Origin of the sequence: Vibrio sp. 10N.222.49.C12 (genome assembly GCF_041475025.1) — a bacterium.
Classification (GTDB): Bacteria; Pseudomonadota; Gammaproteobacteria; order Enterobacterales; family Vibrionaceae; genus Vibrio; species Vibrio crassostreae_C.
This window is the reverse complement of record NZ_JBFRVF010000023.1, coordinates 17,930-44,446: the sequence shown is the minus strand read 5'-3', so window position 1 is coordinate 44,446 and position 26,517 is coordinate 17,930. Positions and strand designations below refer to the sequence as shown.

Genomic DNA, 26,517 nt, shown 5'->3' with positions numbered 1-26,517 from the left:
AAATCCAACGTCTAATTTTTACCACAAGGAACCAAGTGTGAGGTTATTGAGTCTATTTGCGATGCTATTTCCGGCCGTTGCTTGTTCGTCCACACTTGAAATATGGGCTGGTATTAATTATGAAACGGCCGATTATGTAAAAGAACATATCGAAGCGATGACTGATCATCGTGTAGAAATTCGTTCGTTTGACGTCAACAGTATTCGTTCTGAACTGCTTGTTGCTGATCCTAGAGACAATACCTTTCCCGACGCCATCTGGGTTCCTTCTGACTTCTTAGGTCTAACTGAATATATCGATTTAGCGACGCTTCCTGATGCTTGGGTCGATACCCAACGCTATGAGAAAAAAGCGCTTGATGCAGTGGTCATCAACGGTGAGCTTAAGGCGTTACCGGTTGGTATTGGAAACCAAGTCGTTCTGTATTCGAGCAAGCCTCAAGCGCAAGTCGTGACATGGGAGAGCCTAATTGAACGCTCTGCTCAGTCCGATCAAGTGAGCGTGCTTTTTCCCAATCCAAACATGTACTTCTATCTAGCTTTCTATCAGCTTTTTTCTGAAGACTTATTATCGTCGAATAATGTTAATGGTGAAGGGTTAGTTGCTATCTTTGATTTCATCGACATGTTGCAGCAGAAAAAAGTCATCGAATCATCGTGCAGCGATATTTGCGCGAGGCAGAGGTTCATCAATGGGGAAGTCGAGTTTTTGATTGACGGTGATTGGGCGTTCAGCGAACTCGATGCCGCCTTTGGTCGAGATTTGTACATCAATTCGTTGCCGACCTATCGTGGTGAAAGTATGTCTTCATTTAGTGGCGCAAAGGTTTTTGCTGTCACGGAAAAAGGCATGCAAAACCCAGATAAGAAATTGGCTTTGAAAGAAGTCGTTCAATACCTGCAATCAAACAGTTTCACCTATTTAGCTCACTCGAGTGCCATGGTTTCGCCGTTTTATGAGGTTAATCAACGCCGTGTTGAGGAAGGTAACCAGACACTTTCAAATATGTACGATGAGTTTCAAGCATCGCAAATGATGTCGAGTGACTACAAGATGGCGATCGTTTGGGAGGCATCGGCTCGGGCGTATCAGCGTTACAAGTCAGGGATGCCAAAGAGTGAACTGCATAAGTTTTACAATGATTTTGTTCAATATTACTCGGCGAATATGAGGGTAAGAGATTGAAACTATCATTAAAATACACCATGGGCTTGGTGTTGCTGGCTTGCTCAATGCTTCCTGTTTACCTAGCGGGACAGTTGATTCTCAATAAACAAAACCAAAGTTCTTTAGAGCAAAAAGAAACCAAGCTGGACAACTCTACGACCGGTATTCGTCAAACCATACAAGAGCAAATTAAGCTGACGGCGAGCCTAACTCAATGGTATTCGCATGACCGATCATTGATTAAAGCGGGTGGTAATATCTTTTTCTCGAGTGTTGTTTGGGACAAGATGGATAGCTTCAATGCGCTAGCGGAGAGTGTGTCCGCGACTTATATTCTGGACCAAAACTGGAAGCCCATTTATGACAGCAAAGGCAGCTTGTACCATTTTGAGCAGAGCCAGTTATTAGAAAGCTTGAAGCGTCCTCAATCGGTTTATGGGCAAGGGAAATTGTTCCACACCGAGTTTACCGAAACTGAAGTGGCGGATAATGCCGCTGCAGGTATCGCTTTTGTCGCGCCGATTTTACCTTATCGTTTGATAGAAGGTTCTACATACACGCCGCAGGGTTATCTTGTGGTTCTTATGGGGTATGACAGACTTAAGACTAAAGTGACGCCTTTCCTTTATCAAAATGAGTCGGTTGAGTTTAACTATATTGATTCAACGGATGCTCAATCTTCTGAACAAAGTGCGAACATTATCTCTATCGACAGCACATTCTTTACCGACAAATTGGTACTGAACGTCAAACATCATATTTCCGACAGTGAGCGTTTATTAGAGATGCAACAAGCTCAGGTGGTCTTTGTCAGAATATTGGTGGCGACGCTTGCCATCGCGATTGTGTTTGCTCTGTTCCTAAGCCGCTGGTTCTCAGGGCAGTTAAACCTGTTGGCTGAATCTGTTACGTCGTATTCGCATAACCAGTCACCGACTCATAGTGTGGATGAACATCGTTTTACAGAGTTCGTCACGCTGAGTCGTTTATTGGAAACCTTGTGGGGTCGCATACAATACCAAGTCCGTGAGCTTACAGAAAGTAACGATAAACTCGAAAGGTTTAATGTTCTGCTAGAGGACTTAGTTGAAGAGAAAACCAGCAAGTTAACGTATTCGCTCGCGCGTGAAGAATCCCAGAAGCATCGTCTTTTGAAGATCGTTCAGTTTGCATCATCAAGACACGCGGCTGAATATCGGTTGATTCCTCAAATGGTCGATCAAGAGTTAAAGACATTACTTGTTCAACATTCGATTCAGTTTCATTTTAACCGGACTGGCGAGGCTGACCTGATACTCTGTGACTCACAGGGGACGGCGATCGGGTATTTTTGTTCAAGTTCATTTGATGTCCTCAGTGAAGAAGATCTTCTGATTTTTGACATGTACCAAAAACAGTTAGCTGGTTGGCTAGAGCTCGAAAATATTACACGGATTAACATGCCGACTGGCTGTTTGAATCGTAAAGCTTTTAATGAAGATCTCGAATTCAGTAAACGCAGCATTAACGACAATCAAAATCAGATTTCTTTGATCATTATTGATATCAATGGCTTGAAAACGACCAATGATGTTCATGGGCATGAGACCGGGGATGAGCTGATACAGCGCTGCGTAGACGTAATCAGCCACGAATTGACACCTGCCAGTAATCTATACCGTTTGGGTGGAGATGAATTTGCGGTGCTTACCTTAACGTCTGGTGAGTCGAGTTCGCTCAATGTCGCAAAGATGACTGAGCAGTTGTACATTGCTCAGGAGCAACAGGCAATCGAGACTAAAGCGGGTATCTCTATTCCTGTCAGATTCTCGATTGGTGCAGCCTCTAGTGATTCAACAGACGTTGAGCAATTGTTCTCAGTCGCTGATGAGAATATGTATCAGCAAAAGCGTCTTTATTACCAAACGTTGTCTGTGGTTGGGAAGTAATAATGCCAATCGCGCTGACAAATAGCGATCACGATTTTCGACGTCCATTAGAGCGGAACTGCTGCGGTGTGACGTTATAATATGTTTAAACGCTTATGGGAAATGCGCTTAGTCGGGCCAACCGTTGCTTAAACACAGACGATAAAAATGAAAAAGCCCACCAATGGAAGTTGATGGGCTTTGTGTTTGTATTTAGCTTACGTAACTCAGCTAGAGCCAGAAACTCTTCAGAGGCATCTCAGAGTCAAAGTGATGAGCAATTTGCGCTTGGAGTAGCTCAGCGGTCGCAATAGCGTCAGTTAATGCATGATGCGGCGTGTAGTCGGGCAGATGGTATCGACGACGACTCTGACCCAGTCTCACTGAAGCTGGCTTCTTACCTTTCAGCTTGTTCCACAAGCCGCCAGCCAGTTTATTTTGGATCTGAGATTCAATCTCCAGCGTGTCGAGGACTGGGAACTCAATGCCTTCACCGAGTCGCACTTTCAATGCATTGTCCAAAAAGTCACGTTCGATACGACGATAGTGAACCACAGGGATATGTCCCGCCATTGATTCTAAGATCTCGCCCAACACTTCGCTAAGGTCTGGCGCATCAATGATGTCATTGTGAGTGATGCCATGAATCACGACAGACTCTTCTTCAAGTTTCTGTTTTGGTCTTAGAGTCCAGTGTTTGGCTTGTCGCAAGTAGATGCGATTGAGCGTAAATGGCACTAAACCAATGGTAATGATGCCGTCTTTGTTTGGGTTTAACCCCGTTGTCTCAAAGTCGACAGCCAAAAACATCACTTCTGAAAGTGGCGTATCAGGCGCAGGAAGAGGCTGGCTATAAAAGTGCTTTAAGCGCTCGTCTCTCGCTCGTTCAAGCTTCTGAGCAAACTTAAATGGCCAATCGACCGCAGGTGATCTGAATAGTTTGTTCATAGGCCCTACTTAAACTTGTTGCTGGCTTGATAACGGAACTTAAGGAAGTTTTGCGCATTACTTAATATTTGGAATGCATCCTTTAGGTTACGTCGTTCGAAGTCAGACAGGTTCTCTGGCTCGATGTTGTTATCAGGCTCGATGTTGTTGTCGACATCGTGTGCTTGGTGGCGAATACGAACCAGAGAGATAAACTCCATCGCATCTTTCAAATCTTGAGCTCGGCCTTTTGGCAGAATACCGGCGTCAATAATGTCATCTAAGCGTTCGAACGAGTTCTTAGAGCGAGACGCTACCGCGAGCGAGTGAACACGAATTAAATCGGCGAGTGGCGCAGTACCACGACGCTTAAGGTTGATAGAGTTGTTGTGACGGCCATCTTTCTCCATCACGAAATCTTTGAAGAAGCCGAGCGGAGGTGTACGGTTGAGTGCGTTACGTGCAAGGCACGCCAAGAAGCGATTGTTCTTACGTGCGCGTCGAACAATAAAGCTGTTCAATTGCTCGGCCCATTTCAGACGACCATAAACGCCATCTAAGTCGAAGAAGATTGAAGCATTTAACAGTGCTTTCGGGTTTGGATCATCAATCCAATCGGCAAAGCACTCTTCCCATTGTCGACGAGTCATACGCCACGTTGGGTTAGTCGCCATGATGTCGCCAGTACAGTACACATAACCACACTGATCTAAGCCATCACAAATGAAGGTCGACAGCTCTTCAAAGTATTTACCGTGTTTTGCTTCGTCGTAGGTATCATCAAGAATGATTGCGTTATCTTGGTCTGTAACCAGCAGCTGCTCATCACGCCCCATAGAGCCGAGTGCGAGGAAACAGTAAGGAATAGGCGCCTTGCCCAATTTCTCTTCGCCCAGTTCGATAATACGTTGCTTAAAGCTACGGCCAATTACCGACATTGCAGTACCCACCATGTGGGCATTCGCATCTTCGTTAACTAAGCGCACAAAGCTGTCTTTCACTTGCTCGGATAGTACCTTCAGGTCTTCAATACTTTGTTGCTGGAAGATACTACTTACCAATAGCAGTGAGTTTTGAGATTCGTAACGAACAATATCGGTCGCTTCGATAATGCCAATCGGCTTCTTATCTTTAAGCACTGGCAAGTGGTGCACGTTGTAACGAAGCATGGTCATCATGGCTTCGTAAACATAAGCATTGTGGTCGAGTGAGATAACCTCTGGTGTCATTACGCTAGAGACTTCATCCGACGGGTCTAAGCCTTCAGCGAGTACACGAGTACATAAATCTCGGTCGGTGATGATGCCAATCACGGGTGTTGAGTCATCTTCATCATCTTCAACGATATCTGGGTCGATGATCAGCAAAGAGGAAACATTATCCTGTGCCATCATGGTCGCAGCTTGCTGAATGGTGCGCGTTTTTTCGATCATTGGCGCTTCGCTGGTCAGCAGCGTTTTAACCTTGGATGTTGTTAGGTCGTTAGCGTCGTTGCTGTCTGAGTTGGCTTGGCGCAGTCGCGCGTTATCTTCTACTTCTACGAAATCGGCAAAGGAGTCGTAGTTGTCGTAGAGCTCTTGGAAGATAGGCTCAGGAATACAGTAGAGTAGGGTGTCTTCAGTCGCTTTAACTGGGAAACGCACCTTGTTGTTGGTCAGTAGGCCCATTTGACCGAACAAGTGACCTTCATCCAGGCGGTTATAGAGTTCGCCTTTACGACGGTAGACTTCGACTTCGCCACTTCGAACGATGTATAAGTCATGAATTTGATCACCAAAGTGAATGATAGGGGTATCTTGGCGGTAATAAGAAATTTCCACGCTACTGGTCACTTTCGCCAACATCTCCTCAGGGAGTTCTGTGAAAGGGGGGTATTGCGCCAGAAAGTTTTGAATCTCTAATAACTCAGCATCCATAATGATCATCCATTGGTTTGTATGATTTCATGGTACAACATTTGATAATATTTTGCCGTCACAAATCAATCTGTGAGCTAAAACCTTTTTAAAGTCTTATGGATAGACTAACCTTTCAATTAATGGAGTGACAGTTTAAGGATGATAGGAATGTCGAAGTGGAAGCTTAGTTTTGTATCTGCGGTTTTTATGTTTTCTCCAAGTTTGTGGGCGGACACTAACGCGGTGGATATTTTAGATTACGACCATATTTATGCCACGGCGCATTCGGGCAGTTTAAATGAAGATGCAGGCAGTAATAATAACGCCTCGTCGTATGGATTAGGCGTCAGTTACGCGATGACGGATGATTGGTTGTTGCTGGGAGACTACAGCGCACGCTTTATTCACCCTGATGACACCACAACTCGAATTGATACACTGATGCCAGGTGTTGGTTACCGTTACAGCATTAAGAAAGATTTAGATATAGTGGCTTACTACCTGCTTGGTATCACAAAAGGTAAGGTTGAAGATAATGACACCAACCGAACTGAATCTTCAGACACTGAGTTCATCCAAGGGGTAAAAGCTGAGCTTAACTATGGCTTTGCGAAACGTTGGATAGCTAACGGGAGTGTGCAAGTGAATCGAAGTGACCTGTTTGATGAAGAGGTCTATCACTTAGGTTTACGTTATCTAGTGACCAATAAGTTTGCGATTGGTGGGTCATATCAACATCGAGATGGTGAAGGTAAAATTCGTAGCGAGCGTACTCACGAGCTAGGAGTGGAATTTTTCCTAGAGTATTAGCCAGTAACGAAAAGGCTAAGTGCACTAATAGCTCTTATATACAAAGAGACAGACACAAAAAAGCCAGCTTAATTGCTGGCTTTTACACATCTATTGGTCTGCAAATACAGGTTTCGCTTTTCGATTAAAGAACCGCAGCGATACCTTTACATAGAGGACCCATGTTTGACTTAGTCATACCAGCAACACTGATACGGCCAGAACCAACAATGTAGATTGCGAATTCGTCTTTTAGGCGAGTTACTTGCTCTTTGCTTAGACCTGAGAACGAGAACATGCCGTTTTGACGTTCGATGAATGTGAAGTCTGCATCAACACCTTCTGATTTCAGTGTCGTTACGAATAGTTCACGCATCTCTTGGATACGGTCACGCATTTCTGCCACTTCTGCTTCCCATTCAGCACGTAGATCAGCATCACCAAGGATGTGAGTAACGACAGCACTGCCGTGGGCTGGTGGGTTAGAGTAGATAGAGCGGATAATGCTCTTAACTTGAGAGAATGCTGTCGTTGCTACGTCTGCTGATTCAGCAACCAGAGTGAATGCACCAACACGCTCGTTGTACAAGCCGAAGTTCTTAGAGAACGAGCTAGCAACAAGGATCTCTTTGTTGTATTGAGCAAAAATACGTAGGCCAGCAGCATCTTCTTCAACGCCTTTTGCAAAACCTTGGTAAGCAAAATCGAATAGAGGCAGCAGTTTCTTCTCAGCAACCAGTTTAGCAAGAACTTCCCACTCTTCAGTTGTTGGGTCGATACCTGTTGGGTTGTGACAGCAGCCGTGAAGAAGAACGATATCGCCTTCAGAAGCTTTCTCTAGGTCTGCAACCATGCCAGCGAAGTCTTTGTCTTTAGTTTCAGCGTTGTAGTAGCTGTATTGAGCAGTTTCGATACCCGCAGCTGCGAAAACGCCGTTGTGGTTAGCCCAAGTTGGGTTACTGATCCAGATTTTCACTTCGCCCAGTTGGCGCTTGATGAATTCACCCGCTACGCGAAGTGCACCTGTACCACCTGGAGCTTGTGCTGTTTTAGCGCGTTGAGATGCAACGATCTCTGCGTCTGAACCGAAAAGAAGTTTCTGAACCGCTAGACCGTATTCAGCTGTACCTTCAATCGTTAGGTAAGATTTGGTTTTTTCGTTTTCAAGAAGTGCAGCTTCTGCTTTCTTTACTGTTTTAAGTACTGGTGTTTGACCATCTTCATTTTTGTAGATGCCAACGCCAAGGTTGATTTTCTCTGCACGAGAGTCTTTTTTAAACTCTTCAGTAAGGCCGAGGATAGGATCGGCGGGAGCAGCTAACACTTTTTCAAACATAATCTTCATCCATGTCAATTGAGAGGGGATAGTATCTATGGGTAGTTATACCTGTATGGAATTTTTAAGACAATACGAAGTGAACAGAAAGACCAAAAAAAATCCATTTCAATCAGATTTATTGACTAAAGAGGATATTTGATAACAAAACACCCTACGGATTAACCTATAGGGTGCAAGAAGTTAGTGGATTTTGAATAGATTACGCTGGTTGAGCAATAAAGCTTTCGCGCTCGAGTTCACTCGCTACATTTTTGCCATCTTTGTAGGTCGCAGCAATTGAAACAAACGCTTGTTCGACGACCAGAAAAGCTTGGACAACTTGCGGATCAAAATGCGTCCCATTGCCCTCTAAGATGATCTGTTTAGCTTGTTCATGAGTAAAGGGTGGCTTGTAGACTCGCTTCGAGATGAGCGCATCATAAACATCAGCTAATGCCATTAAACGGCCAGATAACGGGATATCTTCACCAGACAACTGATTAGGATAACCACTGCCATTCCATTTCTCGTGGTGAGTCAGAGATATCTCCTTTGCGACTCTTAAGAAAGAGCTACTTCCCAACTGCTTTTCTGCAATAGATAACGCTTCAGCCCCAATCGCGGGGTGACCTTTCATTATCTCAAACTCTTCGTCCGTCAATTTGCCCGGCTTCAATAACACACTATCAGGAACACCTACTTTGCCCACGTCGTGCAAAGGCGCAGATTTGTAGAGCAACTCGATGTAGTTTGGAGTTAACAAGCTTGAGTGGGTTTCTGATTTGCTGAGCTCTTGTGCGAGCACCTTGACGTACTCTTGAGTTCTTAGGATATGTGCGCCCGTTTCATTGTCTCGAGATTCAGCCAATGCCGATAAGCTCACAATGGCCACGTCACGTGTGGTTTTCACTTCGTTTTGCGCGGTTTCAAGGCTATCAAGCATGGTATTGGTCATAGATGCCATTGATCCAAGCTCGTTGTAGCCGAAAATAGGTAAGCGAACGCCTTGCTCGCCATTGGTGACTTTGTTTAATGCGTGCTCTTGGCTTAGGAGAATACGCTTAATTAGCTTACTCCAAAGCGTCATGATGGTTATCGCGTAGCCACCCAGTACCACAGCCAAATAAATAAACTCTTTGATCACGCTGATCTTGCCGGTGCCATCCAATAAGCGGTCAGGGTTGTGTTCTAACCAGAAGATGTCTTTAACGGCAATCATCGTCAACATAGTCGTCAGTGTTACCAGAAGCACGATAACCAAGCCTATCATCTGCTTGACCAGTGAACTTCTTTCACCAACCAGTTGGAAGTCGAATTGTCCAGTCGTCTCCATTTTATCCATTTGGCTGAGCTTGGCATTCAATTGAAGAATGGTTCCGGTAAAGAAGCCGAATAGACTCATGCCAAACAGCACCTTCAAATTACTATCTATGGTGAATTCATAGCTTAAGTTGTAGTAGAACGCGAAAGGCACACTTGCAGCAAAAAATAGCAGGGTATCGAGTTGCGCGAATCGGCCTTGCTTGACCAAGGTATGTTGCGCCAATGGGTAACGACGTGCGAGCCATAATAAGATAAACACAATACTGACTTGTGTGAAAATCTCTAACGTCGTTAAGCTATCGAGCATAGGGCACACCCGACTGCCATAGGTGCCAAACAGCACGCCAGCAATGACGTATAACTTAGTCGTTAGCGATTGATTGTAATTTGAAGTATCCATCGGTAAGCCTTTGTTCTCATTCTTATTAGATTTACGCATTCATTGATTCACGACTTTAGAATTGCGAATAATTAGCATAACTGACGTGAATAAGACCGGAGATTCTATCGATAGCTTTCGTGGATTGATACAAGAAACTGGTTTGTGTTAGAGATTTGTTAGCTAGGTGGGGGTTATTGCAGCATTTTTATGAAGATACTTGAATAGCCTCGGTCGAGGTTCGAGGCTATTCAGTCTGTGTACTGGTTAGAATCGCGAGTGATTGAGTTTGCTATCTACTTTACCCCGTTACTTTTTGAGATTGATTTCAGCTTCGATTGAGCCGGTTTCAATCTCAGGGTGAGACGCTAGTTTGTCTGCAGCCCATTGGTTGATGTGTTTCAGAATAGCAGACACCGCGTGTTTTTCCGTTGGTGCTTGGTCTTGTTCGACATCGATCTTTTGCTTTGGATGTGAGCCTGTCGCATCTTCAGCAATATGGAGCCAATCTGGGTGCCAGTAATATGGCTGACCGCTCGGTGTTGTCCAACTGTGAACACCGTTTGACTCTCCTTTATAACTTAATTGGTCTGCTTCTATTTTTTTCATTGTTATCTCGCATGTTTTTGGGTTACATCAAATTATTGAGGTAGAAAGCCAACTTAGCTCCTACCTTGGGTACAAACTTAGCAAAGCTTACAAAGTTATCTGTGAACCAATTCACACTATTGTGGAAATTAGGTGCGATCATATGGATAGCAGCAATAGTTGTTGGCGTAAGTGATAAAATCACCGGCTCACAGAATTTCTCTAGGTAGTACAATTAGATGGCGCGTTATGAAGACCTTGCAAAGGATATTCGAACTCAGATAGCCAACAATACGTGGCGATCCGGAGAGAAGATCCCTTCGGTACGCATGAGTTGTCGAAATTACAACGTCAGCAATAGTACTGTCTTACAAGCCTACCAGTTGCTAGAAAGCGAAGGGTGGATCATCGCTAAACCTCAGTCGGGCTACTTTGTAGCGCCAAGGCTGGACGGCGTTGACTACGCACAGCCACTCGTTAGTGAAAAGAAAGCCATTAATGACCGCTTATTTGATTTCTTGAAGTCGAGTTCAGCCGAAGGTGTGATTCCTTTCGGCTCTGCATTCCCAGATCCTAACCTGTTCCCGTTACCTACCTTGACTCGAAACCTTGCCAGCGCGGGTAGGAAGATGACTGGCGCGAGTGTGATAAATAATTTGCCACCGGGCAGTGAGTCCTTGAGAAGGCAAATCGCACAGCGTTATCTGCAGCAAGGGATTACGGTTAATCATCAAGACATCGTGATTACGTCGGGTGCTATGGAGGCGCTCAACTTGAGCCTGCAAACGGTCACCAAGTCGGGTGATAACGTCGTGATTGAGTCTCCCGCATTCTATGGTGCTCTGCAGGCTGTCGAGAGGCTCGGGCTTAACCCGATCGAAGTGGACGTTTGCCCAATCAATGGGTTGAATATAGAGCTGTTTGAAAACGCGCTACAAAACCAAGATGTTAAAGCGTGTTGGCTGATGACGACTTTTCAAAACCCAACGGGAACCAGTTTGTCGGAACAGGCAAAGCGCCGTGTGGTAGAGATTGCAGAACAGCATGGAACCTACATTATTGAAGATGACGTGTATGGCGATCTTTATTACGAAGGGCATAAGCCGAAGCCACTAAAGGCCTTCGATAAGACCGATTCCGTCTTGCTTTGTGGGTCGTATTCAAAAAGTTTGTGTCCTGGTTATCGAGTAGGGTGGGTTGTGAACACGCGTTTTAACGACGCGATTCAAAAGTTACAGCTTCTTTCTACGTTATCGAGTAGCGCTCCTGTTCAACTTGGTGTCGCTCATTTCTTAACGCATGAAAGCTACGACAATCACCTTCGTAAACTGCGTAAAAACCTTGTCGTCAGGAAAGAGCGATTTATCGATGTCATTAAGCAGTACTTTCCGCATTCAATAGAGATTGAAGAGCCGGCTGGTGGTTACTTGATATGGATTCGCTTTTCTGAAAAATTCGACAGCCAACAGTTTCATCAACTGGCTATCGAACAAGGTATTAGCGTTGCATCTGGCGATCTGTTTAGTGAGCATGGCAGAGTGGATAACGCGATACGATTGAACTTCTCTTATGAACTGACAGAAGAGAAAGAACAGGCGCTCATCTGGCTTGGCAAACTGGCACATCAACTTACGCACTCGTAAAACCTTAAGTCCCTCATAAAAAAGACAATCATTCCAACTGTACGGGTTGTTTGTGGGGTAACTGTACGCCTAATTGACCAAAGAGTTGTGATTCAATAACGGTAGACCAAATATTGGAGATACCGTTATGTTGAAAATGACTATGGGAAATGAAGTTAAGCTGATTATTGTCGCTATTGTGTGTGCGCTTCTGCTTATTCTCGGCCACGTACTGCTGGCAAAAGCATTCGCTGATATGGCGTGGGCGGAATACACCACTGCCGCGATCCCATTCGTTATGATGGCAATTTGCGGTCTTGCAATAAAATACGCTATCGACCAAGATGTGGATTAGCTTTTGAAATAATGAGTCTCAGATAGTGGCACGCAGAAGCATCTGGACTCGTTTTATTCCGAACATAAAAAAACCTCCGCAAGTGCGGAGGTTTTTGTTTGTTCTTAACTTTTAATATCGAATAGGTTTCGAATTAGAAGTTTGCAGAGCGTGGCGTACGTGGGAATGGAATCACGTCACGAACGTTACCCATACCTGTTACGTAAGATACTAGACGCTCGAAACCAAGACCGAAACCAGCGTGTGGCACTGTACCGTATTTACGTAGGTCGCGGTACCAGCTCATGTGCTCAGGGTCGATACCCATAGCGATCATACGCTCGTCTAGAATGTCTAGACGCTCTTCACGTTGTGCACCACCGATGATTTCACCGATGCCTGGTGCAAGTACGTCCATTGCTGCAACTGTTTTGCCGTCGTCGTTTAAGCGCATGTAGAAAGCTTTGATGTCTTTCGGGTAGTTCTTAACAATAACAGGTGCTTTGAAGTGCTCTTCAGCTAGGTAACGCTCATGCTCAGAAGACATGTCGATGCCCCACTCAACGTCAAACTCAAATTTCTTACCAGAGTCTAGTAGGATTTGGATTGCGTCAGTGTAGTCAACTTGTGCGAAATCAGCGTCTACGAATTGCTCTAGACGAGTAATTGCTTGCTTGTCGATGCGAGAAGCGAAGAATTCAAGATCGTCGCGGCGCTCTTCAAGAACAGCAGCGAAAACGTACTTAAGCATGTCTTCAGCCAGTTTCGCTACATCGTTAAGGTCTGCAAACGCAACTTCAGGCTCAACCATCCAGAACTCAGCTAGGTGGCGGCTTGTGTTTGAGTTTTCAGCACGGAACGTAGGACCGAACGTGTAAACCTTGCTTAGTGCACAAGCATAAGCTTCAGCATTAAGTTGGCCAGATACTGTTAGGAACGTCTCTTTACCGAAAAAATCTTCGTTGAAGTCTACGTCGCCTTTTTCAGTGCGTGGTAGGTTTTCCATATCTAGCGTAGAAACACGGAACATTTCACCAGCGCCTTCTGCATCAGATGCAGTAATAAGCGGAGCAGAAGTCCAGAAGAAACCTTGCTCGTGGTAGAAACGGTGAATCGCTTGAGATAGACAGTTACGTACACGTGCTACTGCGCCAATCACGTTTGTACGTGGACGTAGGTGAGCAACTTCACGAAGGTACTCGATAGAGTGACGCGTCTTAGCCATTGGGTAAGTGTCAGCGTCTTCAACCCAGCCTACAACTTTAACGTCAGTTGCTGCTAGTTCGAAGTCTTGACCTTTCGCAGGAGACTCAACAATCTTACCCGTTACTTCAACAGAGCAGCCAGTTGTTAGCTTTAATACTTCGTTTTCGTAATTATTAAGATTATTAGGAACCACGGCCTGAATCGGGTCGAAACAAGAGCCGTCATAAATGGCAAGGAAAGAGATTCCAGCTTTGGAATCACGACGTGAACGGATCCAGCCGCGAACAGTTACTTCACTGTCTACCGCTAGCTTGCCGCCAAGTACGTCTGTTACAGGCGCGTAAGTCATGTTGATTTCATTCTCCATTGAGGGACAAATTCAACTCAAAGTCTCTGGCATTGCTGCAAATAAATATACATTTGCACAATAATTAGCCGAAACATTAAGTTGTATAAACTTTTTAAATCGATTGAACATATTACCTGTCATACCGACAGCTTCAACCTTTATTCTTGCTTGGTGAAAGAAATATTGTGTCTACTGACGATAAATAGGTTTGAGGGTGTGTTTTTTGTTCGATCTTAGCGTCAGCCTTACCTTTCACCCTATGTGAGCTGCTGAACGAGCATGGCGTAATCGAAACCTTTGTTTTCAATAATGGGAGTGTGATTGTGTTGAGACTCACTCTACATTGGCGCGGATTCAGTCATTTTGGACTTGATCACCTTCTTAATTTCCCACTAAAGCAACAAGAGGAGTTTAATATCTACGTGTTAATTACGCCGCCTTAACCCCTGCATTCTCTCTACACCCGCACTTTTCGAGCGCTCGCTCATTCAAGAAAAACAGTCGATCAAATTATGTCTCAACAAGGCAGGACTGGCTGTACAAGTAAAAGAGAATTACATGCTTAATTATTTAAAAAAACACTGGTTATCAAACGTTAAAGGAGATTCATTATCTGGGATTGTGGTTGCACTCGCATTGATCCCTGAAGCCATCGCATTTTCAATTATTGCAGGCGTTGACCCTAAAGTAGGGCTCTATGCCTCGTTCTGTATTTGTGTCGTCACTGCTTTGGTTGGCAGTCGTCCGGGAATGATTTCCGGGGCAACAGGCGCTATGGCGCTACTAATGGTCACTTTAGTGAGAGAGCACGGACTAGAATATCTACTCGCCGCTTCATTTCTAGCTGGCGTCATTCAGATCGCAGCTGGTTATCTCAAGCTTGGTAACCTGATGAATTTCGTTTCCAAATCGGTGATTACTGGATTTGTTAACGCGCTCGCCATTCTAATTTTCATGGCCCAACTTCCTGAATTAATCAACGTCCCTTCAAGCGTTTACGTGTTAGTCGCTTTGGGTTTGGCGATCATTTATCTGCTTCCTTATTTCCCCAAGTTTGGTCGCGCAATACCTTCTCCACTGGTCGCGATTGTTACCCTGACAATCATTAGTTTGCTCTTCGGCTTAGATGTGAGAACGATTGGCGATATGGGCAAGCTTCCCGATTCACTGCCTGTGTTCTTGATTCCTAATATTCCATTCACGTTTGAGACGCTTGCAACCATCCTGCCATATTCGATTGCTCTGTCTCTGGTTGGCTTGTTGGAATCCTTGATGACAGCGACCATAGTCGATGACCTGACTGATACTGAAAGCAATAAAAACAATGAGTGTAAAGGGCAGGGCGTTGCGAACATCGTGGCTTCCCTTTTTGGTGGAATGGCGGGCTGCGCAATGATCGGTCAGTCGATCATTAACATCAAATCAGGTGGCTTAACCCGATTGTCCAGCATGATCGCTGGGGTGGTTTTGTTGCTAATGGTGGTGTTTGTTTCTGATTGGTTGAAGCTGATACCGATGGCCGCTTTAGTGTCTGTGATGATCATGGTTTCTATCGGCACATTCTCATGGCGTTCCATTGTTGAGCTTAAAGATCACACACTGCCAACCAATGTAACCATGCTAGCAACCGTGGCGGTGGTGGTGTTTACTCATAATTTAGCAATAGGTGTTGCGGTTGGCGTGGTGCTATCGGCTCTGTTTTATGCGCATGCTAGCAAGTCGATGGTCTTTATATCCGATGAAGTCGTGACTAACGAAATGCACACTACCCACCGAGTAAAAGGCCATGTCTTCTTTGCTTCTTCAGATGCGTTTGTCGATTTATTTGATTATGACAATGCGACCTCTTTAGTGACCATCGATATTTCGGATGCGTCTTTCCTAGATAACACGTCGGTTGAAGCGCTTGATAAGGTCGTATTTAAGTTCCGTAAAAAGGGCGCTTATGTAGAAGTCGCAGGAATGAATACCGTGAGTGCGAATCTGATATTCAAACACGCGATGTACCACAAGCATAAAGACTTAACCGCGGTTTCCATTACGCACTAATCTTACGAATTAATCCCATCGTAAGGACAAATCCGGCAAACGAGATCACTGCCATAATGCCAATAGCAGCCATGGTTTGAGTGTTAATCAGCGAGTTAACATGGTTAAGGTTATATTCGAGACGAATCGCACCCAAGACTTCACCTTCTGGTGCCATATGACAGGCGACACAATTGGTTCCTCGGTAATCTTCACTCGACTTCATTGGCAGAGCAATGACCAAGCCTTTGCCCCAATCAGCAGAAAAAGGTTCGATAACGGTTTCGCCCGCTAGCGCTCGTTTATCAATATCGTCAACCGGTGTTTGGTTGTCATTACCTGGGCCATATAACTTGCTGACAGCGTCGGCGCGTAAAACACGAACGTCTTCAATGCCTTCTTGAGCCAGTGCTTTCTGACGAAGGGTCTCTTTTTGTGCCATGGTGCCGGTGAGCATCATCATATTGAGGCTATCGAAGTAGTTACTTGCTTTGTCGTGAAGCTGCTCACTTAACACTGAGTTTACAAGTTGCTTTTGTTGCGAATATTGGAAATAGGTCGATATTGCCAGCAAAAAGGTGAACACGATGGCGAGGGCCACTAGGATTTTAAAGGTGATTGTTGAGCGCATAAGGTGTTTGTTTTTATTAATTATAATGACGCAAATACTGTACTAGTAAGAATTCCTACCACCTATGGGGTATAACGAATTGTGTGACCACACTCCGGTTGTGGCTATGTTTCTGTGATGTAGCGAGTTTGTGTCGTGTCTGATGTTGAAATGGAACGCGCTTCAAGCTCCTCGCTGTTCTTAAAACAGACTGTTGTTTTGGGAAAATTGAAGTGCAGCATCGAGTTTTGATTGTGCTGATAATTAGAAAAGCCTAGGTTGTTAATTAGCTCGATGTATTTGTCCGCTTGTCTTTTATCAATAAAGACTATTGTTTTAGACGACTTAGTGGTCAATTTATATCCAAATGGTTGTTTTGTTCAATTTAATAGCAAAAATTGTGGTTATAGCGTTGTGTTTCGAGGCTCATTCGATAAGATGAAAAGACCTCTATGATAGAGGTAGGGCAGCAACGGATACGCTGCTTCAAATACTATGGAATGTGACTTATTGGACACATACATGAAATTCAAGATTACATCACCGATTATTGAACCTACGGAAGGTTCACCACATCAGTTAATGCTTACTCACGCTTCTCGTTTTACCTCTTTTAAGACAAGCTCCCCTTTGAACGCCCTGTTCGACAACGTCTCTGCACGCTTCTTTACCGCTTATCGCTCCTATTGTTATTCGTTTTATAACTTTATTTCTATCTGAACTCCTTTGTCATCCGCTCGATGAACGAAGAGTCACATCTATAAAAACTAAACAAATAAGTTAAAAACAATGAATATTAAAATGATGGGTAGCTCCCTAATTATCGCTGGTACCGCTCTCGGTGCTGGTATGCTTGCGATCCCAATGGTATTAGCTCAATTCGGATTGCTTTACGGCACACTGCTTATGGTACTGATCTGCTTCGGTACGACTTACGCAGCGTTACTACTTCTAGAAGCGACCATCAAAGCGGGTGGCGGTCTAGGATTAAACTCTATTGCCCGAAAAACCTTGGGTAAACAAGGTCAGTTGCTTACCAACGGCTTGCTATACGCGTTGTTGATTTGCCTATTAATGGCTTACATTCTGGGCGCAGGTGACTTGCTGAGTAAGTTACTGTCTAACTTTGGCGTCGAAATTACCGCGACTACCAGCCAAACCGTGTTTACCTTGCTTGCTGGCGCAGTAGTCGCAAGTGGTACTGGTGTGATTGATAAGCTCAATCGAGCATTGTTCTTCGTGATGCTTGCTAGTTTGTTTGCAACCATGGCCTTCTTAGCGCCGAGCATGACTCAAGAAAACTTGATGCAGGTAACCAGCCATGACCACGTTGACCTAATCAAAACCAGTGCCATCCTGTTTACGAGCTTTGGCTTTATGGTGGTGATTCCAACCTTGGTTTCTTACAACCACGAAGCGACAGACAAACAGCTGCGTAACATGGTGATCATCGGTTCTCTGATCCCATTAGTGTGTTACTTGTGTTGGTTGTTTGCGGTAGTGGGCAACTTGAGTGAAGAGCAATTCAGAAGCTTTGAGAACGTATCAGATTTGATGGCGGCGTTTGAGGCTCAGTCTCCTTGGGTGGGTAACGTTCTGTCTACCTTCACGGGCTTGGCGTTGTTGACCTCTTTCTTTGGTGTGGCGATGGCGTTGTTCAACCAGAACAAAGACATGTTCAACCAAAATACAGCGGTAACGTACTGCATTAGCTTTATCTTGCCGTTGGCTGGTTCATTGCTTGCGGCAGACAAGTTCCTACAAGTACTGAATTACGCAGGTATCATCTTGGTGTTCCTAGCGGTGTTTGTTCCTCTGGTTATGGTCCACAAACAGCGTTTCATGAAAGTTGCTGATGACCGATACCGAGCAGAAGGTGGCAGCGCAATGATGTTGTTCTCACTGCTGTTTGGTTGCTTCCTACTTATCTCACAAGTGATCTAGTTCTTTGGTCCATTATCTAAGATGCGAATCGAGCATCTTAGATATAAGTGGCCGGAATTCAGATACAAAAAAGGAACGCATCGGCGTTCCTTTTTATTATCTGCTGATTAAAAACAGATTGATTCAAAGGCTATCAACAAACAACCTTAACAGCCAAACCACCTTGAGAAGTCTCACGGTATTTAGCGTTCATGTCTTTACCTGTTTCTAGCATTGTTTCGATAACTTTATCTAGAGAAACAGTAGGAGCAGAAGAACGACGAAGTGCCATACGAGTCGAGTTGATTGCTTTAACTGCAGCAATACCGTTACGCTCGATACATGGTACTTGTACTTGGCCAGCAACTGGGTCACATGTTAGACCTAGGTTGTGCTCCATGCCGATTTCTGCAGCCATACATACTTGCTCAGGGCTACCACCCATAAGCTCAGCAAGACCAGCAGCAGCCATAGAGCATGCCACACCAACTTCACCCTGACAGCCAACTTCAGCACCAGAGATTGAAGCGTTACGCTTGTAAAGACCACCGATCGCGCCAGAAGCTGCGAAGTAACGGATGTAATCTTTCTCTGTCACTGTTTGGATGAATTTATCGTAGTAAGCCAATACAGCAGGGATGATGCCACATGCGCCGTTTGTTGGTGCCGTTACTACACGACCGCCAGCTGCATTTTCTTCGTTTACTGCGAAAGCAAACATGTTTACCCAGTCAACAACCGACATTGGATCATTGGTTGTTTTTTCTGAAGTCATTAGCTGTTGGCGAAGTGCTGCTGCACGACGAGGTACACGTAGTGGACCAGGCAGGATACCTTCAGTATTCATACCGCGATCCATACACTCACGCATAGTTTTCCAGATGTTAGCGAAGTAAGTGCGAGACTCTTCGTCTGAGTGGAACGCTGCTTGGTTTTTCATAACCAGTGTACTGATAGAAAGACCGCTTTCTTTGCACTGATTAACCAGCTCTTCAGCTGTTGTGAATTCGTAAGGTGCTTTGATTGGGTTTTCTTCTTCTTTGCCGAAGTTCTCTTCGTCAACGATGAAACCGCCACCAATTGAGTAGTACGTTTTTGAGTATGCAACTTCGTCACCAACCCATGCATGAATGCTCATTCCGTTCTCGTGTAGAGAAAGGTTGCTAGTGTGGAAGTTCATACCGCCATCGCGTGGGAACGATACTGTATGACAGTGCATGCCAACAGGAAGGCGCTCAGTTTCTTCTACGCGAGCAATGAAGCCAGCAATAGAATCGATATCAACACGCTCAGGAGTATTGCCAGCAAGACCCATGATGATTGCGATATCTGTGTGGTGACCTTTCCCTGTCAGTGATAGTGATCCATATACGTCCACGGTGATTTTAGTGATGTCGCGCAATTTTCCCATTGAACGTAGGTCATCAATAAATTCTTTACCCGCTTTCATTGGTCCAACTGTGTGTGAGCTCGATGGACCAACACCGATTTTATAGATATCAAATACACTAATCATAGCGATTACCTCAAAAAGAGAGCCTCCCAAGGGGAGTAGGGAGGCTCATTTATTATCATTATATTTTTTGTCTAATCTCGCGATATAAGATGGATGCCATCTTATAAAAAGGGCTTGAGATTAAAGAGCGCCGTAGATTACAGAACTAATAGCCGCTAGACCACATAAAGCTGTAAAGATTTGCACAGGTGCTGAAGTTTTGTACTTAGCCATAGCTGGTACTTTCTGCATCGCGAACACAGGCATTAGGAACAGGATAGCTGCAATCATTGGAGCACCCATTGTTTCAATCATACCTAGGATACTTGGGTTAACTACCGCAACAATCCAAGTTGTAACAACGATGAACGCTAGAGATGCTTTTTCAATCTTAGAGATTGAAGAACCAGAGCGAGACTTGATTAGACCAACAAGACCTTCGTGAGCACCTAGGAAGTGACCGAAGTAGCTAGAAGTAATCGCTGCGAACGCTACTAGAGGACCCATGTAAGAGATAAGTGGAGACTCATGTACGTTTGCTAGGTAAGAAAGAACAGAGATGTTCTGTGCTTGTGCTGTTGCTAGTTGCTCTGGAGATAGAGAAAGAACTACAGAGAATACGAAGAACATTACAAAACCCATCAGCATCATTGCTGCGCCGCCAGTGATCGCGTCAGTTTTCTTAACTGCGTTTTCACCGTATACACGACGTTGCTCTTTAGAGAACTGTGAAATGATTGGGCTGTGGTTGAAAGAGAACACGATGATTGGAATTGCAAGCCAGATAACAGAAGGCATTGTTGACCATTCAGGTGTTACTTCCATCATTGAAGTGTTCCAATCCGGAACTAGGTAGAAAGACAGTGCTAGTAGGATGAATACTAGTGGGTAAACCATTGCTGAAGTCGCTTTCAGCATCAGATCTTTACCGAATACAACACCTGTAGTCATAGCAAGGATAAGTGCACCAGAAAGAAGAGGACGAGGAATAGATTCCATACCCATTTGGTTTACTAGGAAAGAATCAACAGTGTTTGTGATACCAACACCGTAAATCAGAACGATTGGGTAGATAGCGAAAAAGTAAGCGAAAGTAATAAGGTTTGCGCCAGTCTTACCGAAGTGTTCTTCTACTGTATCTGTAATGTCAGCTTCAGGGTTTTTAGCAGACAGTACGAAACGAGCTAGAGATTTGTGTGCGAACCAAGTCATTGGTGCCGCAATTAGAGCTAGGATAACTAATGGCCAAAAACCACCCGCACCAGCTTTGATTGGAAGGAATAGTACGCCAGCACCAACTGCTGTACCGAATAGTGATAAACACCAGGTAAAATCTTTATAGTTAAACTTGCTTGAATCTTTAACGGCATTTGCCGAAGAAGTTGTTGTGTTCATGTTAAATTACTCATTTTTTGGGAACAGGAAATAAGTCGGGGCTAATTCTGCAGAATTTTCTTCTGCAAAAAATAGATCTAAATCATGTAATGAAACGGCGTGTCACATGATATGCGAAAAACGGATTTTTGATCACGAAAATAGCGTGCCACAGGTGATTTATGTTTATGCCCGGTATTAGTTTTATTTATGCGAAAGGCGGGGTTGTATAGATTTATACCAGGGAAACGTTTGCGTAAAATTGCATTAATAAATCTGTTCCATAGAAAGTCTGGATTTTGTTAACAGAGATTAAACAAAACGTAGTTGCTATGTGATTCGTTGCATTACGTGTTGCTGCAGCGATTGGATAATTTGCGCCGTAACGCCCCAAATTAGGTGCTCTTGGAAAGGCATCGCAAAAACCCGATGCTTGATTTGTTTAAAGTTAACAGTGTGGCTGTGTAACTTGGCTTGGTCTAAAACATAGGTAGCGGGTACCTCAAAAATTGAGGCAACTTCGTTCTCATCAATGATGGCTTCATAGTCAGGATCGACCATGGCAATAATCGGCGTCACAGAAAATTTACTAATAGTACTCAATGCTGGTAATTGCCCAATAATTTTAACTTGATCCGATCGAATTCCCACCTCCTCATGGAGCTCTCTGAGTGCAGTGAATTGCATAGAAGGGTCAGAAAGTTCGTGTTTACCACCAGGAAAGCTGACTTGGCCGGGGTGATGCTTTAAATGAGCCGCTCTTTTAGTAAAAATGACATGTAAACCATCTTCTCTTTCAACTAAACCTACCACCACTGCCGCTTTACGTAATTGCTCGCCACTGATGTGCGAAACACGCTCTACTGACTCAGGATGATAGCCAACGGTAGGGTTAAGTTGGAATTGCTGAAGGAAGTTTTCTTTATTCATATCAAGCCAATATATTGATTATTATGATTTTAAGTATAGACATAACCGTGGGTTGATTACCAATATCGAGTTTTTCTTTATTCACTTTCCCTCTTTTAGTTATCAATTGGGCGTCATGAGAGGCTGTTTACCGATGAATCTCCTCAAAATGACGATTTTTGCTATATTCAATATGGGCATACAGGCGAGTAAGCGTTACCCATGTCATAAAATTGGGTGACGAAACGTAGATTTTTTGTTTAAGAATTTGATAACAATAACTTAGTGGACCATTCTAAAAAGAAATAGAAGAAAAGGTATGAGATGAAAGGAATCATATTCACCGAATTTTTAGAGCTTGTTGAAGACAAGTTTGGGCTAGAGCTTTTGGAAGAAGTTCTAGAAATGTCAGAAGATGAAGGGATCTATACGTCGGTCGGCAGTTACGACCACAAAGACCTTGTCAGGTTGATTATCAACTTGAGTAAGAAAACCGATATTGATGCGGCAAGCTTGCAACGCGTGTTTGGGCAGTCTGTATTTAAGAACTTACTGGCCTCATTACCGAATAAAGCGAGCCTTGCTCACAGCAATACCACCTTTCAATTTATTCAGCACGTAGAGCGTTACATTCATGTTGAAGTGAAGAAGCTCTATCCGGATGCTGAGCCACCTGAATTCAGTTTTATCACCACGACCGAAGCACAACTTGTTTTTGACTACAAAAGCGCAAGGTGTATGTCTCATGTTTGCTTAGGGCTTATTGAAGGATGTGCTGAATACCACGGTGAATCTATCGCGGTGGAGATGACGCCACAAAATGATGACCAAAGCGTGGTTAGGTTTAATCTCAAAGTAGAAAAGTAATATGGATCTGGCATCTGCCCTAGAGAAGAAGCTTAAGCGTCAAATCGCGGCAAGAAAAGCGGCTGAAGGATTGTTGGAACAGAAGAGCCTCGAACTGTTCGAGGCTAACCAACAACTTGAGCTTGCTTTGCGTCAGTTAGAAAAGCGCTCCAACGCGAATATACGCCGCATTGAATTCCAAGAACAAATCGACAACCTGTTGATTGATTTTGGGCGCGCGTTTCTAAGAAATGATCTCGATGATGTCATGCTATCTGAACTAACGACCAACGTGACTAACAGTTACTTAATCGAAGCCAGTCGTTTGATTCTACCTCCCAAGCTCATCCCTCAGTTACAGACCTATGATTATGGCGATGAGACTGTCGAGGTGTTAGAGCAAGACATTCAAGAACCTCATTGGCAAGACAACCTACTGACCGTGCCCTTAGAGGTTGAAAAAGTCATAGTTGGTGCGTTAATCGTCAGAGTCAGGTTGTTAGACCAAGACTACGAGTTTATCCAAAGCCAACTGTTGTTGGTCACGGACCTTATCTGCAGTGCCTTAACCCATCAACTAGCAATCAACCGAAATATTGAATCACGTAAACGAGCGGAAGAGTCCGAAAGGGCAACGCGTGACTTTGTGGCGATGATTAATCATGAGTTAAGAACTCCACTTAATGGCTTACTAGGCAGTGCCGAGTTGATCAGTGATACCGAACTGAATAGCTCTCAGCGTGAGATAGTGAACAACCTGAGCCAATCTGGAGAGTTTCTCCGAACCATCATTAATGACTTGCTAGATTTCAGCAAAATTAACGCAGGGATGTTAGAGCTTATTCCAAAGAAATTTGCCCTGAATGACTTGCGAAACACGATTGATAGTATCTTCGTCAATCGCGCGATTGAGAAGCAGCTCGAATTTAATATCAGTGTCGCATCTAACGTACCTTCTCATTTCCAAGGCGATTTAGAACGTATCACGCAACTGTTTGTAAACTTAATCGGTAATGCGATCAAATTTACAGAAGAGGGGCATGTGAATGTTGATATTGAGTGGGACAAAAACCAATTTGTTTTCTCTGTAGAAGATACCGGAGTCGGAATCGCTGAATCGGCGCATAAGACGCTGTTTGAACCTTTTACGCAGGCAGATAACTCAAGTAGTCGGAACTATGAGGGTACAGGACTTGGGTTAGCGATTTGTCGCAAACTGGTGGCTCTGATGAATGGTGATATTGGGGTGACCAGTGTCGTTGGTTCAGGCACGACGTTTACCATCTCGATTCCTCTTCAAGTTGTCGATGTTCCGGCAGAGAGTGATAGTGTCGCCAAGGGCTTTGAGTATGAGGCGGAATTGTCACTACTTAAAGTGCTGGTGGTTGATGATATTAAGATGAACCAGATCATCATCCAACAGATGCTCCGTAAACATGAGATTGAACCAGCTATTGCAAGTAATGGTGTCGAAGGGTTTGAGCTCGCGTCAGACAACGAATACGACATTGTATTCATGGATTGCAGAATGCCTGTTATGGACGGGTTTGAAGCAACAGAGAAGCTAAGAGAGAACGGTTACGTTAAATCTATTGTGGCACTGACCGCCGGAACGACATTGGAAGAACGCGAACGTTGTATTCAGTGTGGAATGGATGACATTTTGAGTAAGCCTTACACCGCCAACGATCTGAAAGAGATGCTCAAGAAGTGGGGTGTCTCAGCGGTGAAGGTCGCTTAAACACGCGAATAAAGCGTTGTGAGTTATGTACTCTAACTTACAGACTAAAAAACCGAAGTGATCTTACGATCCTTCGGTTTCTTTTTATATCGAACTTTTGCTAGCCGTTAAGCTACGGAACTCGTCATTAAGTCGCGGAACTCGCAGTTAATGACACTAGGTTTAGCAATCTTCAAGTACCGGTAGAATTCGACTCAGCTTATCCAGTGTTTCTTGGTATTCAGAAGCACAATCACTATCAAATACCACACCACCGCCAGCCCAAGCATAAAGCGTGTTGTTCTCGGCGACTAATGTACGAATGGTAATACTGGTATCCATTCTGCCATTTCGGCTGATGTAGCCAATACTGCCGCAGTACGCTGAACGTCGATGCGGTTCTAACTCTTCAATGATCTGCATCGCGCGAACTTTTGGTGCGCCAGTAATCGAGCCTCCAGGGAAACAGGCTCTCAGAAGGTCAGTTGCAGAGTATTGGTCATCAAGGTCCGCTCGTATCGTGCTCACTAAGTGGTGCACGGCAGGGAAGCTTTCAATATCGAAGAGCTTTGGTACATGCACTGTGCCCGGTTTTGCTACTCGGCCAATGTCATTACGAAGTAGGTCGACGATCATCAAGTTTTCCGCCTGATCTTTATCGGCGCTTGCTAGGTCTTGCGCGTTGGCATTATCAATCATCGGGTCCTCAGAACGAGGTCGTGTGCCTTTGATTGGCTTGGTTTCAATGACGTTGTCTTTGAGTTCTAAGAAACGCTCTGGCGAAACACTGATGATTGCGCAGTCGGCCAAACGGATAAAACCCGAAAAGGGCGCTGAGTTGAACTGTTCTAACTTGTCATAAGCCAGCCATTCACTACCTTGGTATTGGGCATTGAAGCGCTGAGCTAAGTTAATCTGATAGCAGTCCCCGGATAACAGGTACTCTTGAACACTATCGAACTTAGTGGCGTAGCTCTCTTCGCTCATATTGGATTGCCACGGTGTGGTTAACCCAAAGGGCGCATGTGATAGGTGTGATTGAGCCATCTGCTGCATTAGCCAATCATGATGTTCATCGATATTGCTACCGACAATACACGCCGTTTTCAATTGGTGGTCAACGATAACAGCCCATTCATACAAGCCAACTGCCATGTCAGGTGCTTCAATATCACGCTTTGCGAGTGATGGAAGTGTCTCGACTCTGCGCCCTAAATCATAGCTAAAATAGCCTAAAGCGCCGCCAACGAATGGCAACTGAGTGTGCTCTTTAGTCGCAGGCAATAATTGTTGCTGATATTGGTCGAGTAGTTCGAAAGGATCAGAGTCTGAAACCTCGCACGTCTCATTAACATTAACGGTCGTTTCTGCACCGATTGTCTCGAAGGTGGCGATGGGTTGAGCAACTAAAATATCGTATCGACTATCAACGTGGCTTTCTGAAGCGGAGCGTAATAGCATTGCCCACGGCAGGTTTTCAATATGGGAAAACAGCTGTTTAGCTAAAGTTGATTGATATTCAAGCGGCTTGATTTGGATAGAGCGAAATTCGTTGTTATTCATTTGTTTAATTTGTGACAAAGAGTTCGATCACTGCATGGCGTGTGAGAGGAAGCAAGAGTATCATAAATTGAAAATAAAATGGGTTCTTGATTAGAACGGAGTAATCCAAGTGGTTTAGTTTAAAGCTATGCAAGCGATTGCTATAGCAACTAAATACAGCTCAACACAATAAAAAGCTAAACCACCTAATTCGATTTGGCACATATAGTCAAACTGTGACCCCACATGGAACCAGAACAAT

At 44.3% G+C, this 26,517-nt stretch carries 20 protein-coding genes and 1 pseudogene; 10 read left to right on the top strand and 11 right to left on the bottom strand.

Annotation, left to right across the window (positions count from 1 at the left end):
• Nucleotides 1-37 precede the first annotated feature (37 nt).
• Nucleotides 38-1,186 (top strand): extracellular solute-binding protein, encoded by a 1,149-nt coding sequence (locus tag AB4583_RS08110; RefSeq protein ID WP_029235594.1) that lies wholly within the window; start codon nt 38-40, stop codon nt 1,184-1,186.
• Nucleotides 1,187-1,206: 20 nt separating this feature from the next.
• Entirely contained in the window at nt 1,207-3,096 is a 1,890-nt protein-coding gene (locus AB4583_RS08105; protein ID WP_017068766.1) for a GGDEF domain-containing protein, read from the top strand.
• 210 nt (nt 3,097-3,306) lie between these two features.
• On the opposite strand, the gene AB4583_RS08100 is transcribed toward AB4583_RS08105, so the two are convergent.
• Nucleotides 3,307-4,023 carry a 3'-5' exonuclease gene (locus tag AB4583_RS08100; protein ID WP_017060409.1) on the bottom strand — a complete coding sequence of 239 codons (717 nt, stop codon included), beginning with the start codon at nt 4,021-4,023 and terminating at the stop codon, nt 3,307-3,309.
• Between the two features lie 5 nt (nt 4,024-4,028).
• The gene (locus tag AB4583_RS08095; protein ID WP_017068767.1) at nt 4,029-5,918 is read right to left on the bottom strand and encodes a DUF294 nucleotidyltransferase-like domain-containing protein; all 1,890 of its coding nucleotides are present in this window, start codon (nt 5,916-5,918) and stop codon (nt 4,029-4,031) included.
• A 150-nt stretch (nt 5,919-6,068) separates the two neighbouring features.
• On the opposite strand from AB4583_RS08095, the gene AB4583_RS08090 reads away from it, so the two are divergent.
• Nucleotides 6,069-6,710, top strand: coding sequence for an outer membrane beta-barrel protein (locus AB4583_RS08090; protein WP_017068768.1), 642 nt, complete (start codon nt 6,069-6,071; stop codon nt 6,708-6,710).
• A gap of 124 nt (nt 6,711-6,834) precedes the next feature.
• On the opposite strand, the gene AB4583_RS08085 is transcribed toward AB4583_RS08090, so the two are convergent.
• From AB4583_RS08085 to AB4583_RS08075, 3 genes are all read right to left on the bottom strand, one after another.
• A complete protein-coding gene (locus AB4583_RS08085; protein ID WP_017065416.1) occupies nt 6,835-8,025 on the bottom strand; it encodes an amino acid aminotransferase in 1,191 nt (396 codons plus the stop codon).
• 202 nt (nt 8,026-8,227) lie between these two features.
• Entirely contained in the window at nt 8,228-9,769 is a 1,542-nt protein-coding gene (locus AB4583_RS08080) for an HD-GYP domain-containing protein (protein ID WP_017068769.1), read from the bottom strand.
• A gap of 249 nt (nt 9,770-10,018) precedes the next feature.
• Nucleotides 10,019-10,318 (bottom strand): hypothetical protein, encoded by a 300-nt coding sequence (locus AB4583_RS08075; protein ID WP_017060414.1) that lies wholly within the window; start codon nt 10,316-10,318, stop codon nt 10,019-10,021.
• Between the two features lie 218 nt (nt 10,319-10,536).
• On the opposite strand from AB4583_RS08075, the gene AB4583_RS08070 reads away from it, so the two are divergent.
• On the top strand, nt 10,537-11,940 hold the full coding sequence (locus AB4583_RS08070; RefSeq protein WP_372116985.1) for a PLP-dependent aminotransferase family protein: 1,404 nt from the start codon (nt 10,537-10,539) through the stop codon (nt 11,938-11,940).
• A 127-nt stretch (nt 11,941-12,067) separates the two neighbouring features.
• The gene (locus AB4583_RS08065; RefSeq protein ID WP_004734707.1) at nt 12,068-12,274 is read left to right on the top strand and encodes a hypothetical protein; all 207 of its coding nucleotides are present in this window, start codon (nt 12,068-12,070) and stop codon (nt 12,272-12,274) included.
• A 133-nt stretch (nt 12,275-12,407) separates the two neighbouring features.
• Here the strand turns inward: AB4583_RS08065 and asnS are convergent, their stop codons facing one another.
• Nucleotides 12,408-13,808, bottom strand: a complete 1,401-nt coding sequence (gene asnS, locus AB4583_RS08060) for an asparagine--tRNA ligase (protein ID WP_017060416.1) — start codon at nt 13,806-13,808, stop codon at nt 12,408-12,410.
• 558 nt (nt 13,809-14,366) lie between these two features.
• Here asnS and AB4583_RS08055 point away from each other — a divergent pair.
• Entirely contained in the window at nt 14,367-15,857 is a 1,491-nt protein-coding gene (locus AB4583_RS08055; protein WP_372116983.1) for a SulP family inorganic anion transporter, read from the top strand.
• On the opposite strand, the pseudogene AB4583_RS08050 reads toward AB4583_RS08055, so the two are convergent.
• A pseudogene (locus AB4583_RS08050) lies at nt 15,856-16,467 on the bottom strand (methyl-accepting chemotaxis protein); the annotation flags it as partial. The gene AB4583_RS08055 and the pseudogene AB4583_RS08050 overlap by 2 nt on opposite strands.
• A 501-nt stretch (nt 16,468-16,968) precedes the next feature.
• Here AB4583_RS08050 and AB4583_RS08045 point away from each other — a divergent pair.
• Together AB4583_RS08045 and AB4583_RS08040 are read left to right on the top strand one after the other, a co-directional pair.
• A complete protein-coding gene (locus tag AB4583_RS08045; protein ID WP_048611631.1) occupies nt 16,969-17,166 on the top strand; it encodes a hypothetical protein in 198 nt (65 codons plus the stop codon).
• 81 nt (nt 17,167-17,247) lie between these two features.
• Complete coding sequence (locus AB4583_RS08040) at nt 17,248-18,390, top strand: amino acid permease (RefSeq protein WP_017060419.1); 1,143 nt, start codon at nt 17,248-17,250, stop codon at nt 18,388-18,390.
• A gap of 133 nt (nt 18,391-18,523) precedes the next feature.
• Here the strand turns inward: AB4583_RS08040 and AB4583_RS08035 are convergent, their stop codons facing one another.
• From AB4583_RS08035 to AB4583_RS08025, 3 genes are all read right to left on the bottom strand, one after another.
• Entirely contained in the window at nt 18,524-19,885 is a 1,362-nt protein-coding gene (locus AB4583_RS08035; RefSeq protein ID WP_017060420.1) for an L-serine ammonia-lyase, read from the bottom strand.
• Nucleotides 19,886-20,005: 120 nt separating this feature from the next.
• On the bottom strand, nt 20,006-21,259 hold the full coding sequence (locus AB4583_RS08030) for an aromatic amino acid transport family protein (protein ID WP_017065422.1): 1,254 nt from the start codon (nt 21,257-21,259) through the stop codon (nt 20,006-20,008).
• Nucleotides 21,260-21,568: 309 nt separating this feature from the next.
• Nucleotides 21,569-22,168: a CoA pyrophosphatase gene (locus AB4583_RS08025; protein WP_017068773.1), complete on the bottom strand. Its 600-nt coding sequence runs from the start codon at nt 22,166-22,168 to the stop codon at nt 21,569-21,571.
• 303 nt (nt 22,169-22,471) lie between these two features.
• Between AB4583_RS08025 and AB4583_RS08020 the strand changes: the two genes are divergently transcribed.
• Together AB4583_RS08020 and AB4583_RS08015 are read left to right on the top strand one after the other, a co-directional pair.
• Nucleotides 22,472-23,014 carry a heme NO-binding domain-containing protein gene (locus AB4583_RS08020; RefSeq protein ID WP_017060423.1) on the top strand — a complete coding sequence of 181 codons (543 nt, stop codon included), beginning with the start codon at nt 22,472-22,474 and terminating at the stop codon, nt 23,012-23,014.
• A 1-nt stretch (nt 23,015) separates the two neighbouring features.
• A complete protein-coding gene (locus tag AB4583_RS08015) occupies nt 23,016-24,734 on the top strand; it encodes an ATP-binding protein (RefSeq protein ID WP_372116981.1) in 1,719 nt (572 codons plus the stop codon).
• Between the two features lie 162 nt (nt 24,735-24,896).
• On the opposite strand, the gene pabB is transcribed toward AB4583_RS08015, so the two are convergent.
• Nucleotides 24,897-26,276 (bottom strand): aminodeoxychorismate synthase component I, encoded by a 1,380-nt coding sequence (gene pabB, locus AB4583_RS08010; protein ID WP_017068775.1) that lies wholly within the window; start codon nt 26,274-26,276, stop codon nt 24,897-24,899.
• Nucleotides 26,277-26,517: the final 241 nt, after the last annotated feature.